The 20,890-nt window shown below is 72.4% G+C and carries 17 protein-coding genes; 10 read left to right on the plus strand and 7 right to left on the minus strand.

Annotated elements, in window-relative coordinates; genetic code table 11:
• Positions 1-66 precede the first annotated feature (66 nt).
• Complete coding sequence (locus AWQ70_RS28025) at positions 67-1,809, plus strand: glycosyl hydrolase family 18 protein (protein ID WP_067182291.1); 1,743 nt, start codon at positions 67-69, stop codon at positions 1,807-1,809.
• 81 nt (positions 1,810-1,890) lie between these two features.
• Here AWQ70_RS28025 and AWQ70_RS42580 read toward each other — a convergent pair whose 3' ends face one another.
• The gene (locus AWQ70_RS42580) at positions 1,891-2,289 is read right to left on the minus strand and encodes a Vgb family protein (protein WP_444543149.1); all 399 of its coding nucleotides are present in this window, start codon (positions 2,287-2,289) and stop codon (positions 1,891-1,893) included.
• A 50-nt stretch (positions 2,290-2,339) separates the two neighbouring features.
• On the opposite strand from AWQ70_RS42580, the gene AWQ70_RS28035 reads away from it, so the two are divergent.
• Positions 2,340-2,636: a hypothetical protein gene (locus AWQ70_RS28035; protein ID WP_067182206.1), complete on the plus strand. Its 297-nt coding sequence runs from the start codon at positions 2,340-2,342 to the stop codon at positions 2,634-2,636.
• Positions 2,637-2,768: 132 nt separating this feature from the next.
• Here AWQ70_RS28035 and AWQ70_RS28040 read toward each other — a convergent pair whose 3' ends face one another.
• On the minus strand, positions 2,769-3,380 hold the full coding sequence (locus tag AWQ70_RS28040; protein ID WP_157530501.1) for a hypothetical protein: 612 nt from the start codon (positions 3,378-3,380) through the stop codon (positions 2,769-2,771).
• A gap of 387 nt (positions 3,381-3,767) precedes the next feature.
• Here AWQ70_RS28040 and AWQ70_RS28045 point away from each other — a divergent pair, with 387 nt between their 5' ends.
• The 3 genes from AWQ70_RS28045 to AWQ70_RS28055 are packed head-to-tail and all read left to right on the plus strand — an operon-like array spanning position 3,768 to position 7,766.
• The gene (locus AWQ70_RS28045; RefSeq protein WP_067182208.1) at positions 3,768-4,904 is read left to right on the plus strand and encodes a hypothetical protein; all 1,137 of its coding nucleotides are present in this window, start codon (positions 3,768-3,770) and stop codon (positions 4,902-4,904) included.
• A 52-nt stretch (positions 4,905-4,956) separates the two neighbouring features.
• Complete coding sequence (locus AWQ70_RS28050; protein WP_067182212.1) at positions 4,957-6,402, plus strand: hypothetical protein; 1,446 nt, start codon at positions 4,957-4,959, stop codon at positions 6,400-6,402.
• Positions 6,399-7,766 (plus strand): AAA family ATPase, encoded by a 1,368-nt coding sequence (locus tag AWQ70_RS28055; protein WP_174552427.1) that lies wholly within the window; start codon positions 6,399-6,401, stop codon positions 7,764-7,766. Before AWQ70_RS28050 ends, AWQ70_RS28055 begins: the two co-directional genes overlap by 4 nt.
• 14 nt (positions 7,767-7,780) lie before the next feature.
• Here AWQ70_RS28055 and AWQ70_RS28060 read toward each other — a convergent pair whose 3' ends face one another.
• The 4 genes from AWQ70_RS28060 to AWQ70_RS28075 all read right to left on the minus strand — a co-directional run bounded on the left by AWQ70_RS28060 (position 7,781) and on the right by AWQ70_RS28075 (position 11,799).
• Positions 7,781-9,142 carry a hypothetical protein gene (locus AWQ70_RS28060; RefSeq protein WP_067182215.1) on the minus strand — a complete coding sequence of 454 codons (1,362 nt, stop codon included), beginning with the start codon at positions 9,140-9,142 and terminating at the stop codon, positions 7,781-7,783.
• The gene (locus AWQ70_RS28065) at positions 9,139-9,621 is read right to left on the minus strand and encodes a SigE family RNA polymerase sigma factor (protein WP_067182218.1); all 483 of its coding nucleotides are present in this window, start codon (positions 9,619-9,621) and stop codon (positions 9,139-9,141) included. The genes AWQ70_RS28060 and AWQ70_RS28065 overlap by 4 nt, the downstream gene beginning before the upstream one ends.
• Before the next feature lie 42 nt (positions 9,622-9,663).
• Positions 9,664-10,095, minus strand: coding sequence for a hypothetical protein (locus AWQ70_RS28070; RefSeq protein ID WP_067182220.1), 432 nt, complete (start codon positions 10,093-10,095; stop codon positions 9,664-9,666).
• Positions 10,096-10,245: 150 nt separating this feature from the next.
• On the minus strand, positions 10,246-11,799 hold the full coding sequence (locus AWQ70_RS28075) for a trypsin-like serine peptidase (RefSeq protein WP_067182223.1): 1,554 nt from the start codon (positions 11,797-11,799) through the stop codon (positions 10,246-10,248).
• 570 nt (positions 11,800-12,369) lie between these two features.
• On the opposite strand from AWQ70_RS28075, the gene AWQ70_RS28080 reads away from it, so the two are divergent.
• The 5 genes from AWQ70_RS28080 to AWQ70_RS28100 all read left to right on the plus strand — a co-directional run bounded on the left by AWQ70_RS28080 (position 12,370) and on the right by AWQ70_RS28100 (position 19,790).
• Complete coding sequence (locus AWQ70_RS28080; protein ID WP_067182226.1) at positions 12,370-12,879, plus strand: hypothetical protein; 510 nt, start codon at positions 12,370-12,372, stop codon at positions 12,877-12,879.
• Positions 12,879-14,288, plus strand: a complete 1,410-nt coding sequence (locus AWQ70_RS28085) for a hypothetical protein (RefSeq protein WP_067182228.1) — start codon at positions 12,879-12,881, stop codon at positions 14,286-14,288. Before AWQ70_RS28080 ends, AWQ70_RS28085 begins: the two co-directional genes overlap by 1 nt.
• Positions 14,285-15,718 (plus strand): vWA domain-containing protein, encoded by a 1,434-nt coding sequence (locus AWQ70_RS28090; RefSeq protein ID WP_084517893.1) that lies wholly within the window; start codon positions 14,285-14,287, stop codon positions 15,716-15,718. Before AWQ70_RS28085 ends, AWQ70_RS28090 begins: the two co-directional genes overlap by 4 nt.
• Before the next feature lie 9 nt (positions 15,719-15,727).
• Positions 15,728-16,843: an ATP-binding protein gene (locus tag AWQ70_RS28095; RefSeq protein ID WP_067182231.1), complete on the plus strand. Its 1,116-nt coding sequence runs from the start codon at positions 15,728-15,730 to the stop codon at positions 16,841-16,843.
• Positions 16,844-16,928: 85 nt separating this feature from the next.
• Positions 16,929-19,790 carry a DUF5682 family protein gene (locus AWQ70_RS28100; RefSeq protein ID WP_067182235.1) on the plus strand — a complete coding sequence of 954 codons (2,862 nt, stop codon included), beginning with the start codon at positions 16,929-16,931 and terminating at the stop codon, positions 19,788-19,790.
• Positions 19,791-19,980: 190 nt separating this feature from the next.
• Here AWQ70_RS28100 and AWQ70_RS28105 read toward each other — a convergent pair whose 3' ends face one another.
• On the minus strand, positions 19,981-20,565 hold the full coding sequence (locus AWQ70_RS28105) for a fascin domain-containing protein (protein ID WP_157530503.1): 585 nt from the start codon (positions 20,563-20,565) through the stop codon (positions 19,981-19,983).
• Positions 20,566-20,890: the final 325 nt, after the last annotated feature.

Genomic DNA, 20,890 nt, shown 5'->3' on the forward strand with positions numbered 1-20,890 from the left:
CGGTGCACCATCACCCCCCTCGATCGGCGCCGTCGGCTCCGATCGCTCCTGGTGCAGGAGACCTTCATGCGACCACGCACACTGCTGCGCGCGGCACTGGCCTTGCTCGCCACCGCCGCCGCGGCGCTCACCCTCTCCCCGGCCCAGCCGGCCGCCGCGAGCTCGGCGGCCGCCCTGCCCCCGCACGTGTTCGCGCCGTACTTCGAGGCGTGGACCGGCGAGGACCCGGCGACGCTCTCCGAGCAGTCCGGCGCCAAGTACCTGACCATGGCGTTCCTCCAGGCCGCGACCCGCGGATCGTGCACGGCCTACTGGAACGGCGACACCGAGATGCCGATCGCCGCCTCCACGTTCGGCGCGTCCATCACCAAGATCCGCAACGCGGGCGGCGACGTCATCCCGTCCTTCGGCGGCTACACGGCCACCAACACCGGCACCGAGATCGCGGACAGTTGCTCCAACGTGAACTCGATCGCCGCGGTCTTCCAGAGCGTGATCACCACGTACGGGGTCACCCGGATCGATCTGGACATCGAGGACAACTCGCTGAACAACAGCGCCGGGATCGACCGCCGCAACAAGGCGATCAAGCTCACCCAGGACTGGGCCGCCGCCAACGGCAGGACCGTGCAGTTCTCGTACACGCTGCCGACGACCACGCACGGCCTCGCCGACAGCGGCCTCGCCGTGCTGCGGAACGCCAAGGCCAACAACGCCAGGATCGACGTCGTCAACATCATGACGTTCGACTACTACGACGGCGCGGCCCACAACATGGCGGACGACACCCGGACCGCGACGACCGGGCTGCACGCCCAGCTCTCCGCGCTCTACCCGGACAAGACGCCGGCACAGATCTGGAACATGATCGGCGTCACCGAGATGATCGGCATCGACGACTACGGCCCGGCCGAGACGTTCAGGACCGCCGACGCGGCTCCCGTGCTGGACTGGGCGACCTCCAAGGGGCTCGCCATGATCTCCTTCTGGGCGCTCCAGCGTGACAACGGCGGCTGCCCCGGCGTCGGCGGCTCCGACAGTTGCTCCGGCCTCGACCAGAGCACCTGGTACTTCAGCCGCGCGTTCGCGCCGTTCTCGGGCGACGGGCAGCCTCCCGGCGACGGCTTCTCGCTCGACGTCTCGCCCGCGTCCGGCTCGGTCGATCCGGGCGCGACCACGACGGCGACCGTCAGCACCACGCTGACCGGCGGAAACGCGCAGACCGTCACGCTCGCCGCGACCGGCGCGCCCACCGGGGTCACCGCGACCCTCAGCCCGGCCTCGGTCACGACCGGCGGCAGTTCGACGCTGACGCTGGCCACCACCTCGGCCGCCCAGCCCGGCAGCTATCCGATCACGGTCACCGGCACCTCCCCGTCGGGCAGCCACACGGCGACCTTCACCCTGACGATCAACGGATCGACGGGCGGCACGATGGGCAACCCCGGATTCGAGTCCGGCGCGCTCAGCCCGTGGACCTGCCAGACCGGCAGCGCCGTCGTCGGCTCCCCGGCCCACTCCGGCGTGCACGCGCTGCGGGTCTCGCCGACGCAGAGCCAGACCGGCCAGTGCGCGCAGTCGGTGACGCTCGCGCCCAACCACGCGTACACGCTGAAGGCCTGGGTCCAGGGGAACTACGCCTTCGTCGGCGTCTCCGGCGGCGCGACCGCCAGCACCTGGACGTCGTCGAGCGGCTGGAAGGAGCTGTCCCTGCCCTTCACCACCGGCTCGTCGGGCACGGTGACCGTCACCGTGAACGGCTGGTACGGCCAGGACGACGTCCACGCCGACGACTTCTCCATCAGCTGATCGGGAGGATCTGCCCGGCACGCGCGGGCCGCCGCACCCGAACGGGTGCGGCGGCCCCTTCCGTCGCGAGCGGGACCCCGGTCAGGGGGTGACCACGGCGAGCTTGTCCACGTAGTCCTCGGTGGCCCACAGGTTGTCGTCCGGCCCCGGTGTGATGTCGAACGGCCCGGCCACGCTCGTGGGCACGGGATACTCGCTGATCGTCCCCGTCGTCGTGACACTGGCGATGTCGCCGGCGGCCTGCTCGGCGAACCACAGGTTGTCGTCCGGGCCGGCGGTGATGCCCCAGGGGAACGCACCGGACGTCGGCAGCGCGTACTCGCTGATCGTCCCGGACGTGGTGATCCGCCCGATCTTGTCGGTGTTCGACTCCGTGAACCACAGGGCTCCGTCGGAGCCGACGGCGACGTGGGCCGGCTGGGCGTCGGTGGTGGGAACGGAGTATTCGGTGAACGCGCCGCCCGTGGTGACCCGGCCGATCTTGTCGGCGTAGTTCTCGGGCGAACCAGAGCGCGCCGTCCGGCCCGGCGGTGATCCCGACCGGAGCCGCCGGGCTGGTCGGGATCGAGATCTCGTTGATCGTCGCCGCCCGCGACGCCTCCGCCGTACGCCGGGGACGGGGCGGGGGCGGGAAGTGGCAGCGGATCCGCCGGTGTTGCGGCCTCCGCTCGAGCATGAGGCAGATCTTCACCCACGGGCGAAGCGACGGCGGGCCGGGCGGCCGGGCGGCGGACGCCCACCCGGACGCCCACGCCGACAGCGGGGCGGACGCGGTCAGGACCAGGGCCAGGGCGATGAGCGGGTACCCCAGGCGTCGGGTGCGGTGACGCAATATCATCCCTTCCAACGGACGTTCGGAAAGAGCCGGGGAAGGCCCACTCTCTCTCGCCTGCCGCGCGGGGTCCCGCCGCCCGCGGTCCGTGGCCGGTCAGGACGGGACCAACTCCTGCCCGCAACGGTCAGGCGACGGAGTGGGTGACGACGCCGGTGTAGACGCCCGGGAGGACGACGGCCGGGATGGTGACGACGAGTGTCGGCGCCCAACTGCTGGAGTAGCTGATCCCGGCCAGCTTGCGTCCGCTGAACGCGGTCACGGTGCCGGAGAGGGCGACCGCCTGCGCGGCGGTGGCCTGGCCGGGGACGCGGGTCCCGCCGCCCGCCGAGGCGGTGGTCGGCCCTGACCAGTACGACACGTCGCTCTTGGGGATCGTCTGCGTCGGCAGCCCGGTCCCGGTGGTGAAGTTCGTGGCCGACACGGTCGCGGTCCAGGTCGGGTTGCCCGCTCGGGTGTCCGTCACGGTCACCGTGCCCATGGACGCGCTGATCGAGCCGCCGAGCGTGCCGCTGCCGAGGTTCGCCGTGCCGGGCACGGTGATCTCCAGCGGATCCTGGCGCAGCGCGACCATGGCGTTCCATCCGGTCTCGGGGGCGGAGGCCGAGGCGGGCGGAGCCCGCAGGACGAGCGACAGGACGAGTGACACGGCGAGCGACAGGGCGAGTGACAGGGCGGCCGCGACCGGCGTCGACAAGGGGGTGCGCGCAACGAAGACGCCCGTACGGACCTTCCTCATTTCGATTCCTCACATGTCTCGTCGGCCCTGCCACCCGGCGTACGGCGGGGCCTCGGGCGGCGGGGGAACCGTCCGGATGCGGCGCCCGGCTCTCGCGGGCAGGGCCTCCGGCCGGAACGGGCGCACGGCCGAGCCACGGGGTTCCGGTCATGGTCGTCGGCAGCCTAGATCACGGTCGCCGGGCGGCGTTCCCCCGCACCATCCCGGGGAGGTAATCCCCTGCCAAAGATCGCGGCGGGAACACGCCGCCGGCCGGCTCGCCGGTCCCGTACCGGTGACCATGCGGAACGCTCGGTTTTGACGGAGGTCGCTGTTAGGCTGCCGACCCCCGCGACCACCCCGCCGCGGCCGCCGGGAACGACCGATCCGAAAAACCGCGAGGACCGAGTGAGCAGCTCCACCCACCGGCTCGACGCCCTGCGAGGGGGCGCCGCGCCCGTCGACCACAGCGCCCGCACCGTCGCCGCCCTGGCCGGCAACCCGGGGTGCGACCGCCGGGCCGTGCTCGACGCGGCCGGGATCAGCAAGCGGAACACCGCCGTCCACCTCGGCCACCCCGCTCCTTTCGGGCAGTCGCCGTTCGCCCTGGCGCGGGCGAGGTCCTTCGAGGAACTGGTGAAGGCCGACCGCTGGGCGCACCTGCGGCGGCTGCTGCGTGAGACGCTCGGCCTGCCGATCTCCGGGATCTCCTGCGTCGACATCGGCGCCGGCGGTGACGCCACCCGCGAGCCGCGGCACGCCCGCACCCGCGAGGAGCTGCGGCGGGCCCTGGAGGAGGGTGAGCGCGCGGACGGCGAGCGCGCGGGCGGCGGCGAGGCCGCGCTCGTGGAGCGCCCGCTGCTCCGGCTGCCGGTCGCGGGCCACGAGGTCTACCTGGAGCCGGCCGTCGTCGTCGTCCGGGCCGGCGGCCGGTTCCACATCGTGGAGATCAAGTCGTTCGCGGTCATCGACGGGGCCGCCGACCCGGCGCAGGTCGCCGCCGCCTCCCGCCTCTCCGCCGTCTACGTGTACGCGCTGAAGGCGATGTTCGCGGCCGAGGGCGTCGACCCGGGGCTGGTGTCGCACGAGGTCGTGCTGGTCTGCCCCAAGGACTTCGCCAACCACCCGACCGCGACGCTGCTCGACGTGCGCCTGCAGCTCGCCGCGCTGCGGCGGCAACTTTCCCGGCTCACCCGCGTCGACCGGATCCTCGACCGGCTCCCGGCCGACCTCACGTTCAGCCTGGAGCAGTCCACCGACGAGCTGGCCCGCGCGGTGCGCACGGTCGAGGCCCGGTACGCGCCCGAGTGCCTGTCCACCTGCGAGATGGCGTACTTCTGCCGTTCCGACGCCCGCGCCGCGGGCTCGCTCGACGTGCTCGGCCGGGTCACCCGCGACGACCTCGGCGGCCTCGGCTCGGTCGACGCGGTGCTCGACCTCGCCTCCGGCGAGCACGGCGCGCCGGCCGGGCACGCCGAGATCGCCGAGCAGCTCCGCCACGTCCACTCCATCTATCGCGAGCACGCCGCGGCGGTCGTGGCATGAGCGGGCGAACCGGCCTGCCCACGGTCCCGGCGGGCGTCAGCGAGGTGGGCGCATGAGCGTCGTCACGTCCTACGCCCGCGCGCTGGCCGTCCGCGAGGGCCGCGCCCAGCCGATCGCGACCGTACGGCACCTGCACCTGGCGGCCGACCCCATGGTCCTCATCCCGCTCCGGCTGGCCGGTGAGGCGGCGGCGCCGCTCGGTGCCATGGTGGGCAACGATCCCGCGCGTCCGCGGCTGCTGGTCGTCCCGCAGCCGCGCAACCGCGACCTGCGGTTCGCCTTCATGGCCGAGCTGGCCCGGATCGTGCTTCCGTACATCGAGAGCCGGGCCACCGCGACCGAGACGGTCACCGGGAAGAACGAGCGCGAGCGCTACCTGGACGCGCCGCAGGTCATCGTGCCCGGACGGGGAGCGGTCGAGTTCGTCCGGCTGCTCGGCCGCTCCACCCGGTTCCGCCGCACCGACGGCCCCTATCCCGTCGACCCCGCCGTGCCCGTCCTCGGCCAGTGGCTGACCTTCCTGTACGAGCGCGCCGAGTTCGCCGGGTCGTCGGCGCTGGTCCCGATGACCGAGGCGCTGACCCTGCACTGGGCGACCGGGCAGAGCCCGATGGAGGACGCCAACCTGGCCACGCTGCTGGCGTGGATCTGCCCGCCGCCGGGGCTGGACGCCCGGGAGGCCGCGGCCGCCGCCGAGGATCCCGCCCACCGGCCCCCGGCCGGGCCGGACACCGACCCCGGCTTCGACGCGCAGGTGTTGCGGCCCGCGATCGAGGCGTACGACGCCTCCGGCTCGCCGGAGCAGGTGCGGGAGGCCCTGCGCACCCAGCTCGAACCGACCTGGCGGCTCATGTGGCAGGCCGTCGACCTGCTGCGCGGCCTGCCGGAGGCGGCGAGCGTCGTCGACCGGTGGGCCCTCGACCGCGATCGGTACACGCGCGAGATCGCCCGGCTGGCCGAGGGCGGGCCGCCCCGGGGCCGCCGCGACCAGGCGGGGTCCGCCGCGGCCCGGCTGTGGGACATGGAGTCGGCCCGGCAGTCCTACGACGCGCAGCGCGCCTACGACGACCCGCTGGTGATGGCGGAGCACCGCGCGACCGGGAAGGCGTTCGCCGGCGAGGTGGTCCACGTCGAGGCGGACCGGATGATCCTGCTGCCCGGCGGGCGCAAGCCGGTCCTGCGCCCGCTGGTCACCGTGCGCTCCGCCGACCCTGTGCGGCTCGCTCCCGGGAAGAAGGTCTTCTCGGCACACCGCCGCCGGCAGTCGGGCGAGATCGTCGAGGTCGACGGCGACCTCGTCGTGGTCCAGCTCAACGACCAGCTCGCCAAGGGCGCGGGCGTGCCCGCCGCCGGCGACGCGGTCTGCTTCACCGAGCTGGACCTCGGCGGGCGGATCCGGCCCGGCTTCCCGGCCGCCGAGGAGACGCCCTGGACCCACGGCGGGCCGCCCGCCGCGTACGAGCCGACCGACGAGGACGCCGAGGAGGCGTGGTCTTGACCGTCACCCGTTTCCCCGACCCGCTCGGCCTCGTACCCGCCGCCCCCTGGCCGGAGGAGGACCCGGGGGTGGCGGCCGACCGCGCCACCGCCGCGATCCTCGCCGACTTCACTGGCGGGCGGCATCGGGGCGTCATCGTCGACTCGCCGCCGGGGGCGGGCAAGTCCACGCTGGTCGTGGCGACGACGCTGGAGCTGGCCGGGGCCGGCGAGCGCCTGATGATCGTCGCGCAGACCAACGAGCAGGTGGACGACCTGGCCGACAAGATCGCCACGCGGAATCCGGCGCTCACGATCGGCCGCCTGCACAAGGACGGCTTCCTGGTGCCCGAGCGGGTGACGCGGCATCCCGGCGTCCGGGCGTCCAAGAAGGTCGACGACGTGGCGTCCTGCGCGGTGGTCCTGGCCACCGCCGACAAGTGGGCGTACGTGTCCGGCCACACCTGGCAGTGGGCGATCATCGACGAGGCGTACCAGATGCGCTCGGACAAACTGCTGGCCATCGCCGCGCTGTTCGAGCGGGCGCTGTTCGTCGGCGACCCGGGCCAGCTCGACCCGTTCTCCGTCGTGGAGACCGAGCGCTGGGCGGGCCTCGCCTGGGACCCGATGCAGAGCGCGGTGGCCGTCACCGCCCGGCTCAACGACCTGCCGGTCCACCGGCTGCCCGTCTCCTGGCGGCTTCCGGCCTCGGCCGCCCCGCTCGTCTCGGAGGCGTTCTATCCGTTCACGCCGTTCCGGTCGGGCACCGGGCCGGGCGAGCGCGTCCTCGAACTCGCCGGCCCCGGATCGCCCGTCACCGGGACCCCCGCCGCCTGGGACCGCGCCCTTGAGGAGGCCGCGGCGACCGGCTGGGCGCTGCACGAGCTGCCCAGCCGCCACACCATACGGACCGACGCCGACGCGGTGCGGGCGTGCGCCGGGCTGGCCGCCCGGCTGGTGGAACGCGGCGCGGTCGCCCACGACGAGCACGGCTCCCATGGCGTGGACGCCGCCCGCGTCGCCATCGGGGCCGCCCACAACGACCAGGTGGCCGCCATCCGGGCCGCCGGCGTCCCGGACGGTGTCACCGTGGACACCGCCAACCGGCTCCAGGGCCGCGAGTACGACGTGACGATCGTCCTGCACCCGCTGTCCGGGCGGCGCGACGCCACCGCGTTCCACCTCGAATCGGGCCGCCTGTGCGTGCTGACCTCGCGCCACCGGCACGCCTGCGTCGTCGTGGCCCGCGCCGGGATCCCCGAGCTCCTGGACGCCCACCCGAGCACCGGGCGGGTACGGCTGAACGAGCCGGTCAAGTTCCCGGACGGCTGGGAGGCCAACCAGGCGGTCCTCGCCCATCTCGCCGCCCACCGCGTGCCCGGCTGAGCGGACCCGCCGCGTCAGCCGGCGGGCGGGACGGCGGCCAGGTTGAGGATCTCGTTCTCGTCCCCCGGCTCGACGATCTCCGTGGTGCACATCGTGGCACCCGGTGAGGGGGCGCCGGCCTCCCCGGGCAGGTCCTTGCGCTCCCGTTCCGACATCGGGCGGCAGGTCTCCTTGCTCTCGACCTGCTGGGCGTTCCAGTAGAAGACCTGGGTGGGCGACGACGAGACGCCCCGCCCCCATCCTCCATTGCTCCCGTCCGCGCTGGTGGCGCCGACGGCGCCCGCCTTCCCCGTGGCGAGGTCGTAGATGACGGGAGACAGCCCCCTGCCGCTCACCTCGGTGAAGCGGCCTCCGTAGATCTCCCCCGTGTGCGAGAACCCGGTCAGGCGGCGGACGTCGGCGCCGTCGACGCGCATGGAGACCGGTGTCCGGTCCGCCCTGCCGAGGCACCACTCGGTGGAGCAGCGCAGGCCGGTCACGCCGGGAGGCGGGGTGATCGTCCGCCGGGTGCCGTTCTCCAGGTCGACCAGCAGGGACTGGTCGGCGTTCCGCGCCTTCTCGTCGAAGGAGTCGCCCGGCACGTCGCGCGCCCACGGCCAGGAGTCCAGCCACAACCCGTCGGTTCCCTCGATCTTCTCCGGGGCCCCTCCGCCGATCGGCATCCGGTACACCCCGCCCGACCGGGGCGACCAGACGATGTGGTCGCCGGTGACCCCGATGCGGTCCACCAGAGCCACGTCCCCGGTCACCTCGCCGACCCGGACCGGGTCCCCGCCCTGCCGGGGGACGACCCAGAAGTCGGCCCACTTGTCGTCGTCGTTGGGCGTGGTGCCGTACCAGGCGATGTAGTCGCGGCCGGCTTCGACGTCCTGCGTGTAGTAGCCCTTCCGGCCGGAGGCCAGCGTGGCGAGCACCCGGGACGTGCGCGTCCCTGTGTCGTACACCTCGATCCGGCCGGCCTTCTCGAACGACCCCTCGGCGGTGAGCAGGATCTCCGTGGGGCCGAGCGCGGTGACCGGCCGGTACCTGAAGCCGTCCGCGGCCTTCTTCGGGATCGTCGACACCGCCTCCGGCCACACCTCACGGGCCCGCGGCCCCCGCGCTCCCTCCGCGCCCTCTTCGCCCGCCGCGTCGGAGGCGCCGGGGGCGGCCGTGGTCACCGGCCCTGCGACGTCCGCGGGTTGGCCTCCGCGCGTGACGGCCGTGCCGCCGAGGACGACGGCGACGACCCCGGCGGCGGCCAGGAGCGACTGGTGGCGGCGGCGACGCGTCCTGCGCCTGCGGCGGTCCGATACGCCCCGGTCGAGATCGGCCGGGACGGACGCGCCGTTCGCGGCGTTCCTGAGCGCCTCGACGAGATCGTGTTCCGTTCTCATACTTCCTCCATCCGGGTCGCGCGGCGCTGGATCCGCAGCTTGTCGAGGGCGCGCGAGGCCTGGCTGCGTACGGTGCCCCGGGAGACGCCGAGGATCCGCGCGATCTCGGCGTCGGGAAGGTCCTCGTAGTAGCGCAGCACGAGCACCGCCCGCTGCTTCGGCGGCAGCCCGGCGATCTCCTTCCACAGCCCGGCGTCGCCGTCGAGCAGCGGGTCGGTGTAGCCGTGCTCGGGGGTGTCGGCCACCAGGTGCTCGCGCCGCCTGCGCCGCCACCAGCTGATGTGCTGGCGGGCCATGACCGTCCGGACGTAGCCTTCGGGGTCGTCCTTACGGACGACGCGCTTCCAGGCGTCGCCGAGGCGCAGCAACGCCTCCTGCACGAGGTCGGCCGCGTCGTCCGCGTTGCCCGTCAGCACGATGCCGTAGCGGAAGAGCGCGCCGCCCCGTGCCCGGACGAATTCGTCGAAGGTGTCGTCCACGAAACCAGGGACGTCCGGCCGTCCCGGTCTGTTGCACGGCCGTCAGGCCGGCGCCCAGTATTTGTGGAGGATCTTCTCCAGCCGCCGCACCACGGGGCTCCAGGAGGAGGAGAGCGTGTAGCGGAGTGCGCGGTGGCCGCGGTAGGTCAGCGTGTAGCCGATGAAGTCGGCTCCCGGTGGCTGCGATTCCGAGCGGCCCAGCCGCAGGTGCGTGAGGTCGCGGCGCAGCCCGCGCATCTCCGCGTCGGTGAGGCACCTGCGCACGACCGGTCCGGTACGGCGGCTCAGCCGGGCGCATCCGTCGGTGTACACGGTGACGCGGTCGTCGAGACCCGCGAAGCCGCCCCGCTCGCGGAGCTGTACCAGCACTTTCTTCCGCGCGGTCGCCGCCTGTGCCGACGGCTCGGGGGCGACGGTCGTGACACCCAAGATCAGGACGAGTGCCGCCAGAAGCGCGATTCGCCAAATCCTCATACTCAGTTGGACGTATCCGACGGCCGATCGGCTCAAACCGGCGCGGAACGACCTGACACGGCAAGAGGGCCCGGCGCGAGCGCGCCGGGCCCTGACCAAGGGTGTTCCCCAGAGAGGCCGGACCTCTCGTTTCCCCGGTCGCTGGTCCCGCTAAAGGATCGAGCCGGACCAGACGTTCGCGGCCTGCGCGTACACGCCGTACGTCTCACCGTCGAAGTACGGCGAGAGGCTGGTGTCGATGCGGTTGTTGCCGTCGCGGTCGGCGATGGCGATGGTGACGCCGTTCAGGTAGCCGAGGCGGCGGGCGTTGCTGTAGTTGAGCAGCCACGCCGAGCCCATGGAGCCCTCACCGGTGAAGGAGGACTTCAGGCCCTGCAGCTCCTCGGCCTTCATCGAGGGCGCGGTGGCGCCGAAGGTCTTGCCGTAGCTCCACTTCGCCACCTGCCCGGTGAACGGCTTGGTGCCGTCGGGGTGCGAGCCGCTCGGGTAGCCGAACATGAACACGTTCTTGCCGAGCTTCTGGTTGTAGGCCATGCCCTGGCCGCCGACCCGGTCGCCCAGGCGGCCCGCGTCGCTGATGTCGCGGATGATGTAGGTGTCCTTGTAGTACTTCTCCGCGGCGTCCTTGACCCACTTCTTCACGAAGTACTGCTTCTTGAACGCCTCGACGACGCGCTTGCCGCGCTTGAGCTGCAGGTCGCCCTTGAACTTGCCGGCCTTCTTGGCCTTGGACAGCTCGTGGTACTCACGCAGGGAGATGCGGACCCAGTCGTCGCCGCGGAAGCCCCACTTCTCGCCGTTCTTCATGGCGGTGGAGGCGTTCGGGGCGGCCTTGTACTGGGCGCCGGTGACCTCGTCGGCGGTCAGCTTGACGCCGTCGACGCCCTTCCTGATGTACTCCCAGCGCTTGGCGAAGGCGTCGGCCGGCGGGTCCACCTGGGTGCCGCCGGGGACGGTCTCCTTCCAGTACGGCCCGCCCTCGGTGTACTTCTCGGCGAACTCGGCGGCGGTCACCTCTTCGGAGATGGTCTGCTTGTCGCCGGTGTAGGCGTCGTAGGTCTTCTTGTCGACCGCCTTGTCGCCACCGATGTTGATGCCGTTGTACACGGTGACGAACGCGTAGTCGCGGTCGCCGTCCTCGTACACGTCGAAGTCGTAGTGCGTGAAGGCCTGCTTGCCGACGTAGATGCCCCAGGGCGCCTTGCCCTTGTAGTAGCCGGGGACGAAGACCCACTTGTCGAGCGTGGCCTTGCTGCTCTTCGTGTCGTACGCGCAGTGGCCGGCGGTGGCGACCAGGTTGCGGTACTTCGACTGCACGGAGGTGCCGGTGCACCAGTGCGGCTTGCCGTCGGCGCCGAGGAAGAACACCTTGCCGATGTTCATCGGGAGGTTGACGTTCTTCGACTTCGAGACGGTCTTCTTCTCGTCGCCGATGGCCGGGACGACGCCCGGCTTCGTGTTGCCGGCGAAGCCGCCGGTGGAGACGTGCTTGGCCGAGACGACGGGCTCGACGTTGTACGGCGTCGCCTCCTGGAGGGTCTTGGAGGACCAGAAGAACGCGACCTGCTGTGCCGCGTTGGAGGTTCCGGCGAGGGTCTCCTTGACCTTGTAGTTGTTCGCCGCCTGGGCCGGGGTGGACACCATGGCGGTGGCGAGCATGCCGGCGGCGGCGAGGGTTCCGCCGATGGCGAGGGTGCGCTTCAAGGGGGATGCTCCTTGCGCTGTCGTGGGACGTCACCTGCGTCCCATCCGTCAGTAAAGGACGGGTCAAGAACCTACAGAGGGGTGCGGGGGTTCGTAAGGGTCGTGATCCACAGCGTTTTCCCAGGTAAAAGGCCGTTATCTTTTCGTGATCAAGGGTGCGCGCCCCCCGGGAGCCGGGGCGCGTCCAGGTCACACCCGGTTTCCGGCAACCTGGACCCGACGTTCGGCGAGCTGTCAGGAACCGTTCAGAGTGTGACGCGAATCACACCGATTTTGCGGCACCGGATCGGCCGCACGGGCCGTCTAAAAATCCCTTCCGGCAATCACGTCCCACCCGAACGCCCCCGGGCGGCGGCCCGCCCCGGCTCGTAGGACAGCCGGGGATGGTCCGGCCCCTGCCCGTCCCTCTGGTCGGCGAGCGGGGCACTTCCCGCCATATATGCGGATGTATGGCGATTGACGGCAGCAGGTCAGCGATGGGGTAAGTTGGCCGATCATGGATCGGCCGTTCGCGCACGTGCCGCCGTACCGGCCGACGTCCGCGAGCCGCCGGGCGGGAGGTCGAGGGGCGTGAACGCGGAGAGTTCCGCATGGGAGCGGCGCAGCGCGGTGCGGGTCGTCCCGCCCGTACGGCCGCGCAAGCTGGCGAAGGTCCCCTTCGTCGAGCTGGCCGACGGGCGGTTGCAGGGCGTCGTGTCGAGCGGCTCGGACATCGAGCGGGTGTACGTCTCGTCGTTCACCGCCGGGACCCACTCGTACAGCTGCAGCACCAACAACAACCGGCCGTGCGGCGCCCTGCCGTCGGGCAGCTCGCCGTGCAAGCACCTGCACGCGCTCGCCGCCGAGGCCGTCCTGCAGTACGGAGTCGACCGCGTCGCCCGCTATCTCCGCGTCGACCTGGATGACGGCGCCTCCTCGGGCGCCGACCTGGTGGGCGGCATGAACGGCCAGGTCGAGCGCGCCCCGGCGGCCACGGTGTTCAGCCGGTTCCTCCGGCACCTGAACTATCTCGAGATCCCGGACACGACCACGCCCATCCCCGAGATGCACTGGTTCCCGGCCCTGGGGGCGGTCCGCTGATGCTCGCCGTGAACCTTTCCGAACTGCTCGACGGCCCCATCCCCGGGGTCGAGGAGGCTCTCGACCTGATCGCGGGCTTCGACGACGCCCTCGTCCACGGGCTGGGCCGGCTGGGCGAGGACCGCGCGGCCGCGCTGTCCGCCCTGGCCGGCGCGCTGGCGGCCGGTCCGCTCGGCGTACGGGCGGGCGAGGCGGCCGAGAAGATCGCCGCGGGTTCGGTCGCGGCCGAGCACCTGAGCGTGCTGGCCGGAGGCCGCGCGGCACTGTTCGGCGCGGTGCACGACGCCCTGCTCGACCGCCTCGACGCGGCGCTGGGGCGGACCAGGGCTCCGTGGGAGGCGTCGCCGTCCGCGGACTCCCCCGTCGCGGACAACCTGCTCGCCGGATGCCGGTCGTGGCTGCACGAGCTGGCCATCGCCGGCTGGCGCGGCGTGGACCACGATCTCGTCTCCGCCGCCGACCAGACGATCGAGGCGCTGCTCGCCGCACCGGACCTGCGCCGTACGGCGGTGCTGCTCGATGGCCTGGCGGCCGAGCTGCGGGCGTCGTGCCCGACCGCCACGATGGAGCGGCTGCCCGCCCGGCGGTGGGCCGACCTCTGGGCGCGCGCCCTGCTGCTGTCGCAGCCCGGCGCCCCGGCGGGCACCCCGCAGCCGGCGGCGACGGTCTCTGGACGGCTGCTCGTCCTCGGCGTGGACGTCCACGAGCATGGCACCGCGGTGCAGATCCAGGTCCACGCCGTGCTGGAGCCCGCGGACGGCGGGACGGCCCGGCTGGTGCGGGCGAGCGTGGCCGCGCCGAAGGTGGACACCATCGTCGGCCCGGCCCTGTGGCGGCTGCTCCAGTGGCACCCGGTGCTGCTGGGCGCGCTGGCCGAGCACCGCGGCCTGAACATCACCGACCTGCCGCTCCTCGACAGCGGCGACCTGGTGTGGCACGACGACCACGCCGAGGCGGGCGAGCCGGCCGACCCGTTCGCCACCGCGCGCGTCCTGCTCGGCGGCGCGCTCGCCCCGGCCGTGCCGCCGCTCGACCGCCATCCGGTGCGGATCTCCGAACCCGTGCTGGTCGAGGGGTACACGGCGACGGCCGACGGCGGGGCGGTCACGTTCGACCTCGGCGGGCGGTCGCTCGCCGTCGACGTCGAACGGCTGCCGACCTGCGGGCCGCTCACGCCCGAGCTGGTGGCCGCCTCCACGGCGTGCATCGGCCTGGTCCGCTGGGACGGCGGCGGGTGGGCCCTGCAGCCCCTCGCCGTACAGGCGACGGTGAAGCGCAAGCCGGTCACGGCGCACAACGGCGACTGGGCGCTCGGCCCGACGGACCCGAAGGTCGTGAAGGCGGAGGCCAAGGCCGGCGACTCGGTCGCCGTGCTGCGCGAGCGTGCCGGACGGCTGCTGCGGCGATGAGCGACCCCTTGACCACGCCCCCGGCCGACCCGCCGCCCTCTTCGGCCGCCGGCTCGCCCGCCGCGGCCACCGACGCGCACCCGCCTGCCGCGCCGCGGGTCAACGCCGACGAGAACCGGCGGCAGGTGCTCTACTGGCGGCTGCTGGCCCGGCTGTTCGACCCGGAGGAGCAGCCGACGCTCGAGGCGGCGAGCGTGGCCGTCGTCGGGGATCTCGGCCTGCCGCCCGCGCTGCTCGACCCCTCGGTGTCGGTCGACAACCTCGTGCAGCGCTTCCCCGAGCTGGGCGAGCAGATGCGGGGCCTGCTGGCGGAGCCGGACGCCCCCGCGGCCGCCCCCGGCGCTCCCGTGCCTGAAACGGTCGGCGCGGAGGAGGTCCGCCGGGCCGCCCTGGTGTCGAAGCTGCTGCTCAACGTGTTCTCGACCGGATCGGGCAGCGTCACCGCCACCCAGCTCGCCGGCTGGCAGCAGGACGCCGCCTGGTTCCAGCGGGCGCTCGGTTGCGAGCCCGGGCAACTGCGGTCCCGCCCCGGCGGCGAGGAGCTGGCCGGCGTGCTGGCCGGCCTGGAGGGCGACCTGGTCCGCCGGATGCGGCTGCGCGAGGTGCTGGCCGACCCGGCTCTCGCCCGGCAGCTCACGCCGAGCATGTCGCTCATCGAGCAGCTCCTCCGCGACAAGTCCAACCTGTCCGGCGTCGCGCTCGCCAACGCCAAGGCGCTGATCCGCAGGTACGTGGACGAGGTCGCCGAGGTGCTGCGCACCCAGGTCGAGAAGACGACCGTCGGCTCGATCGACAAGTCCGTGCCGCCGAAGCGGGTGTTCCGCAACCTCGACATCGAACGCACGATCTGGAAGAACCTCACCAACTGGAGCCCCGAGGACGAGCGGCTCTACGTGGACCGGCTGTACTACCGGCACACCGCCCGGCGCACCACGCCGGCCCGGCTGATCGTGGTCGTCGACCAGTCGGGGTCGATGGTCGACTCGATGGTGAACTGCACCATCCTGGCATCGATCTTCGCCGGGCTGCCGAAGGTGGACGTGCATCTCATCGCGTACGACACCCGGGCGCTCGACCTGACCCCGTGGGTGCACGACCCGTTCGAGGTGCTGCTGCGAACGAACCTCGGCGGCGGCAACGACGGCCCGGTCGCGATGGCCCTGGCCCGGCCGAAGATCGCCGATCCGCACAACACGGTGATGGTGTGGATCTCCGATTTCTACGAGTTCGACCGGTCCCAGCCGCTGTTCGACGGTATCCGGGCGGTGCACCAGTCCGGCGTGCGGTTCATCCCGGTCGGTTCGGTCAACAGCTCCGGCCACCAGAGCGTGGATCCGTGGTTCCGCCAGCGGTTCAAAGACCTTGGCACGCCCGTGATCTCGGGCCATATCCGCAAGCTCGTGTTCGAGCTCAAGAGCTTCCTCACCTAGGAGACCGCGATGACCGACGACATGTTGCGTGCCCCCGCCGAGGTCAAGTACGCAGAAGAGCTCGACTGGCTGGAGTCGATCGACGACGGCCCCAAGCCGTTCTCGTGGCGGCTGAGCCCGCGCATGGTGCGGCTGTTCGTGCTCGGCTCGGAGCGCTCGGACGGGCTCGACCGCGAGATCTCCCAGAAGTGGTTCGGCGACCGCAGCTTCGTCGAGCGCAGCATCGTGACCCTGGCGTCCGACCGGGGGCTGCTGCTGATCGGCGACCCGGGCACCGGGAAGAGCTGGCTCGCCGAGCTGCTCTCGGCGGCCATCTGCCGTAACTCGACCCTGGTCGTGCAGGGCACGGCGGGCACCACCGAGGACCACATCAAGTACTCGTGGAACGTCTCGATGGTGATCGCCAAGGGGCAGTCCCGGGAGTCGATGATCCCGTCGCCGATCATGACGGCGATGGAGCGGGGCGTGATCGGGCGCTTCGAGGAGCTGACCCGCTCGACCAGCGACGTGCAGGACGCGCTGATCTCGATCCTCTCCGAGAAGTACGTGTCGATCCCCGAGCTGGACGACGACAACATCGTCTTCGCCAAGCCGGGCTTCTCGATCATCGCGACGGCCAACAGCCGGGACCGCGGGGTGAACGACCTCTCATCGGCGTTGAAGCGGCGGTTCAACTTCGTCCGCATCCCGGTGGTGACCAGCAAGCGCAGCGAGGCGGAGATCGTACGGTTCCGCACCACCGAGCTGCTCCGCCGGCACCGCATCGACCTGGACCTGCCGCCCACGCTGCTGGACATCCTGCTGCAGAGCTTCGCCGACCTGCGCGCCGCCGCGGCCTCCGCGACCAGCGACGACGAGAAGCTGGAGTCGGCGCTGTCCACCGCCGAGCAGATCGGCGTGCTGGAGGACGCGATCCTGCACAGCCAGTTCTTCGGCGACCGCACGCTGCGGGCGGAGACGCTCGCCGGCTCGCTCGTGGGATCGCTCGCCCGCCGCAGCCCCGAGGACCTGGCCATCCTGAACAAGTACTGGCACGGCGTGGTCGAGCCGCGCGGCAAGAAGGACGGCGGGGAGTGGCAGGAGTTCCTCGAAGGCGGCCGCAAGGCGATCGCGACGCTCTCGTGACCCCCTTCCCGCGGCCGAGGCCGGAGGCGGGCGGTCTCCCGCCTCCGGGGCCGAGGCCGGGGGTCTCCACGCTCAAGGAGATTCGATGACTCCGGACACCTTCGGCGCGCTCCGCGGGCAGCTCCTCGACGCCGCCAGGGCCTTCGCCCCCACGACCGGGACCGACGAGGCCGCGGACGCGTCCGACGCGCTGGCCCGCATCCTGTCCGGCATGGTGGACGACGTCGACCGGGCGCTGGCCGAGGAACTGGAGATCTTCCCGGTCTGCCACCACTCGCCGGCATCGGCGCTCGCGATGGTGCGCCGCCTGCGCGAGAAGCAGCCCAAGGTCGTCTACCTGGAGCTGTGCGAGGACCTGCGTCCGCTGCTCGACGAGCTGCGCAACTGCCGCCTGCCCGTGGCGTTGCAGGCCTTCGCGTCCGACCTCGACGGCTTCCCGCCCGGCGCGGGGCCGCTCAGCGTCGTCGCCCCCATCACGGAGGCGTCCGCCGAGTACCAGGCCATCGCGTACGCGCTGGACACGCCGGGCGTCGAGCTGGTGCTGGTGGACCGCTCGACCGACCACGTCTTCCAGTGGCTGCCGGACGAGCCCGCCGAGCCCGCTCGGCCCGCGCCGTCCGGCGGCGACGAGGACGCGGCCGAACGCGGCGAGGAGGCCGCCCTGCACGGCGACGCCGTGGGCATCGAGATCGGCGACCTGCGCCCGCGCTTCGCCGAACTGGAGGCCCACCTGCTGCACCACGGCAAGGTGCGGCACTGGTCCGAGTGGTGGGACCAGTACGTCGAGCAGCCGCTCACCGGCGCGGACTACGACACCTACCGCCAGGTCATGGTGCTGATCGGCAGCCTGTTCCGGCGGCTGCGGCCGTCGGAGGACGAGCGGACGTCGCGCGACGAGGAGCGCGAGCGCTACATGTGGACCCGGATGCGCGAGCACCTCGCCGCGTCCGGCGCGGACCCGGCCGACTGCCTGTACGTGTGCGGCGCCTACCACGCCGCGAGCCGGGTCGAGCAGTTCGGGCTGGCGTCGGACGCGCCGTATGAGATCGGCCCCCGGACCGGGACGCGCTGGCTGTACGGGCTGATCCCGTCCAGCCACTCCGCGATCGAGGCGCAGTTCGGCCTCGCGCCCGGCTCGGTGTCGATCGCCGCGGCCACCTGGAGCAAGGCGGTCACCCGCTTCCGTGACACGCCGTTCCGGCTGGACGGTCAGAAGGGGGCCGCGAAGCGGGCCAAGCGCGCGCTGCCGCCGCCCGCGACCTCGGCGGCCGCGCCGGTGGCCGACCGGCTGTCCGGCTTCCTGTCGAGTCCTCCGGCGCTGGACGGGCTCGACGAGGCCGAGCTGCTCGCCTGGTGCGTGGACATCGTCCGGCTGGCGCGGCGCAACGGCTACCTCGCCAGCACGGCGGACGCCATCGCCGTCTTCGAGACGTCCGTCCTGCTCGCCGGGATGCGCAACCGGGCCAGGCCCACGCCGTACGACTTCCAGGACGCGGCGGTCACCTGCATCGAGAAGGACGTGGTGCCGGGCCGCCGCGACGTGCGCCGCCTGTGCGAGATCCTCCTCGGCGGCGACCGGATCGGCCAGGTGGGGTACGAGGCCCTCCCGCCGCTGGCCCGCGACGTGTACGACCGGCTGGAGCCGCTCGGCGTGGACCTGGAGAAGCGCACGCTCCAGCGGGCGCTGCTCGACCTCACCACGAAGCCGGAGCTGGCCCGCTGCTCGGACCTGCTGTGGATCCTGCGCCGCCTGCTGCCGGAGGACGCGGTGCGTCCGGTCATGGGCGAGCGGCGGCTGGGCGAGCGGTCCGTCCAGGAGAGCTGGGACCTCGCGATCGGACGCCACCAGCGGTCGATCATCGAGCTGGGCTACGAGGGCGTCACCGTCGAGCAGGTGCTCGAACAGCGGCTCCGCCGTACGGCGTGGGACGCCAAGGCGACCGCGGCCGTCGCGCTCGGCGCCGTCGAGGACGCCATCCTCTACCTGGGCGGCGGCCGGATCGCCGACGAGCTGGGCGCGCGGGCGGTCGAGCTGCTGTCCGCCGAGCGCACGGTGGACGACGCCCCGGACGTGCTGCGCCGGATCCGCCGCCTGCTCGCCTACTATCGCGCCGCGCAGCCGGCGCTGCCGGAGTGGTGCGAGGCGTTCGTCACCACCGGGTACGCGCATTACTGCACCCTGCTGCCGACGGCCTTCGTGGACGAGGAGACCGGCGTACGCCAGGTGGCCGCGATGCTCGGCTTCCTGTTCAGCATGGAGAGCCTGGCGCTGTCCCTGGGCTGCGACCGCGCCCAGCTCGAGATCGCCGTGCTGCAGTCGCACCCCGAGGCGCCCGCCAAGGTCGCGCTGCTGTGGGCGGCCAGGTCCCAGCTCGGCGTGCTGACGATGGCCGAGCTGCGGGAGCGGTGCGACGCGCTGCTCGCCAACCCGCTCGTGGTCCCGTCGTTCCCGATGTACCTCAGCGGGTTCGTGCAGGCGCTCGAACCCGCTCCCGCGCTGGCGCCGTTCGTGGTCGAGCTGATGTCCAAGGCGTTCGCGCGGTTGCCCGACGCCGTCCTGCTCCCGTGGCTGCCCAAGCTGATCACCACGCTGCGCGACCAGGCGGGCGAGCTGGTGCCCGTGCTCGTACGCGAGGCGGGCCGCACGTTCCCGGCGGCCCTGCCGTCCCTGGACGCGTTCGTGCCGCCGTGGTCGGCCCGGCCGGCGGGCGCGGCGGCGAAGGCGGGACCGGGTCCGCGCCCGGGGGCCGTCCGGGGCGGCGGCGGCCCGGCTGCCGAGCTGCTGTCCGGCCACCGGGCGGCGTGCGACGCCGTCGCCGCCCTGCTCGGATGCGACGGCGGATGGCAGGAGATCGCCGACGCCGGCGGCGACCCGGGGGAGGCGGCCGCGCTGCTGGCCCGCCATCCCGGCACCGCCGACGCCGTCGCGGCCCTGCTGCACGGCTAGACACCACGACGGGCAGGTGGGCGACGATACGAACCTCGCCGCCGCCCCCGGAGGAGCCGGTGCCCGCCGACGTGGCCGCGGCGGGCATCCGGGGACGGCCGCGACGGGAAACGGCGGCGGGCGGGTCCGGAGTGCGGCGCGGCGTCAGCAGTACGCGAACGATCTCACCGTGCGTCCGGCCTGATCGCCGTCACATCCCTTCGGCATAGAACTGTTCCCATGAGCCGACGCTGGACGACCGGGCGCGAAGCATGCCGTCGTCGCCCCCCGAATAATTCACCTCGGCCGCGACGTAAAGGCCCGTGCCCCTGGACCGGATGTTGCACAGGTCCGGGCCGTTCGAAACCACGCACCTGACGTCGAACTGCTCCCATGAGCCGACGCCGGCCGACCGGGCGCGAAGCATGCCGTCATTCGCGCCCGTATAGTTCACTTCCGCCGCGACGAATCCTCCGTCTATCGTCCACAGCCCGGTCCACAAACCATCATGCGTACACATGACGAACACGGAGGCTTGGCCGTAATCAGCGCGGGCCCGCAACATCGCATAACGGTCTCCGGTGTATCCGTACTCAATGGCGACGTATTTCCCCGTCCCCCGGGAGCGCAGGCGAAACCGCGGGTACTCCCACGAGCAATCGACGGCGGCCGACGCCTCCGAACCCGCTCGATCCACTCGTTCACCGGCGGCGGAGGCCCGGGCGGCCGGCGATATGGAGGCGACGGACAGCACGGCGATCACGGTGGTCGCCAGGGCTCCGATTTTCTTCCTCAAGCGCAATGCGGCCTTCTTTCTCTTTTCTTTGTCGCACCGAGTGAGCCGGGCATGGAACCGCAGACCCGCTGCTCGACCGGGCGGCATCACCCCTTCTCCGTAAAAGTACAGAGGTTCGGTATATCTCCGGTATATGCGCGCGATATCGAGCCGCCGCCGGGAACGCCCGGAACAAGGGGAGCCGGAACAAGGGGAGAACGAGAACGTCCAGCACAATGCGAAAGGTCCTGCCTCAGAAGCAGGGCGGGACATCAGGCCGTGCGGCCGGCCCGGTCACCGCCGGCGCGCTCGTACGCGGTCCGGCCCCGGGGCCGGTCACCCGGAC

The organism is Microtetraspora niveoalba (assembly GCF_001570405.1).
Lineage (GTDB): Bacteria > Actinomycetota > Actinomycetes > Streptosporangiales > Streptosporangiaceae > Microtetraspora > Microtetraspora niveoalba.

Bases quoted from the DNA above. Each gene is read 5' to 3' on its own strand.
- AWQ70_RS28095 (WP_067182231.1), top strand. From the start codon at position 15,728: ATGACCGACGACATGTTGCGTGCCCCCGCCGAGGTCAAGTACGCAGAA.
- AWQ70_RS28100 (WP_067182235.1), top strand. From the start codon at position 16,929: ATGACTCCGGACACCTTCGGCGCGCTCCGCGGGCAGCTCCTCGACGCC.
- AWQ70_RS28070 (WP_067182220.1), bottom strand. From the start codon at position 10,095: ATGAGGATTTGGCGAATCGCGCTTCTGGCGGCACTCGTCCTGATCTTG.
- AWQ70_RS28090 (WP_084517893.1), top strand. From the start codon at position 14,285: ATGAGCGACCCCTTGACCACGCCCCCGGCCGACCCGCCGCCCTCTTCG.
- AWQ70_RS28050 (WP_067182212.1), top strand. From the start codon at position 4,957: ATGAGCGTCGTCACGTCCTACGCCCGCGCGCTGGCCGTCCGCGAGGGC.
- AWQ70_RS28060 (WP_067182215.1), bottom strand. From the start codon at position 9,142: ATGAGAACGGAACACGATCTCGTCGAGGCGCTCAGGAACGCCGCGAAC.
- AWQ70_RS28025 (WP_067182291.1), top strand. From the start codon at position 67: ATGCGACCACGCACACTGCTGCGCGCGGCACTGGCCTTGCTCGCCACC.
- AWQ70_RS28085 (WP_067182228.1), top strand. From the start codon at position 12,879: ATGCTCGCCGTGAACCTTTCCGAACTGCTCGACGGCCCCATCCCCGGG.
- AWQ70_RS28040 (WP_157530501.1), bottom strand. From the start codon at position 3,380: ATGAGGAAGGTCCGTACGGGCGTCTTCGTTGCGCGCACCCCCTTGTCG.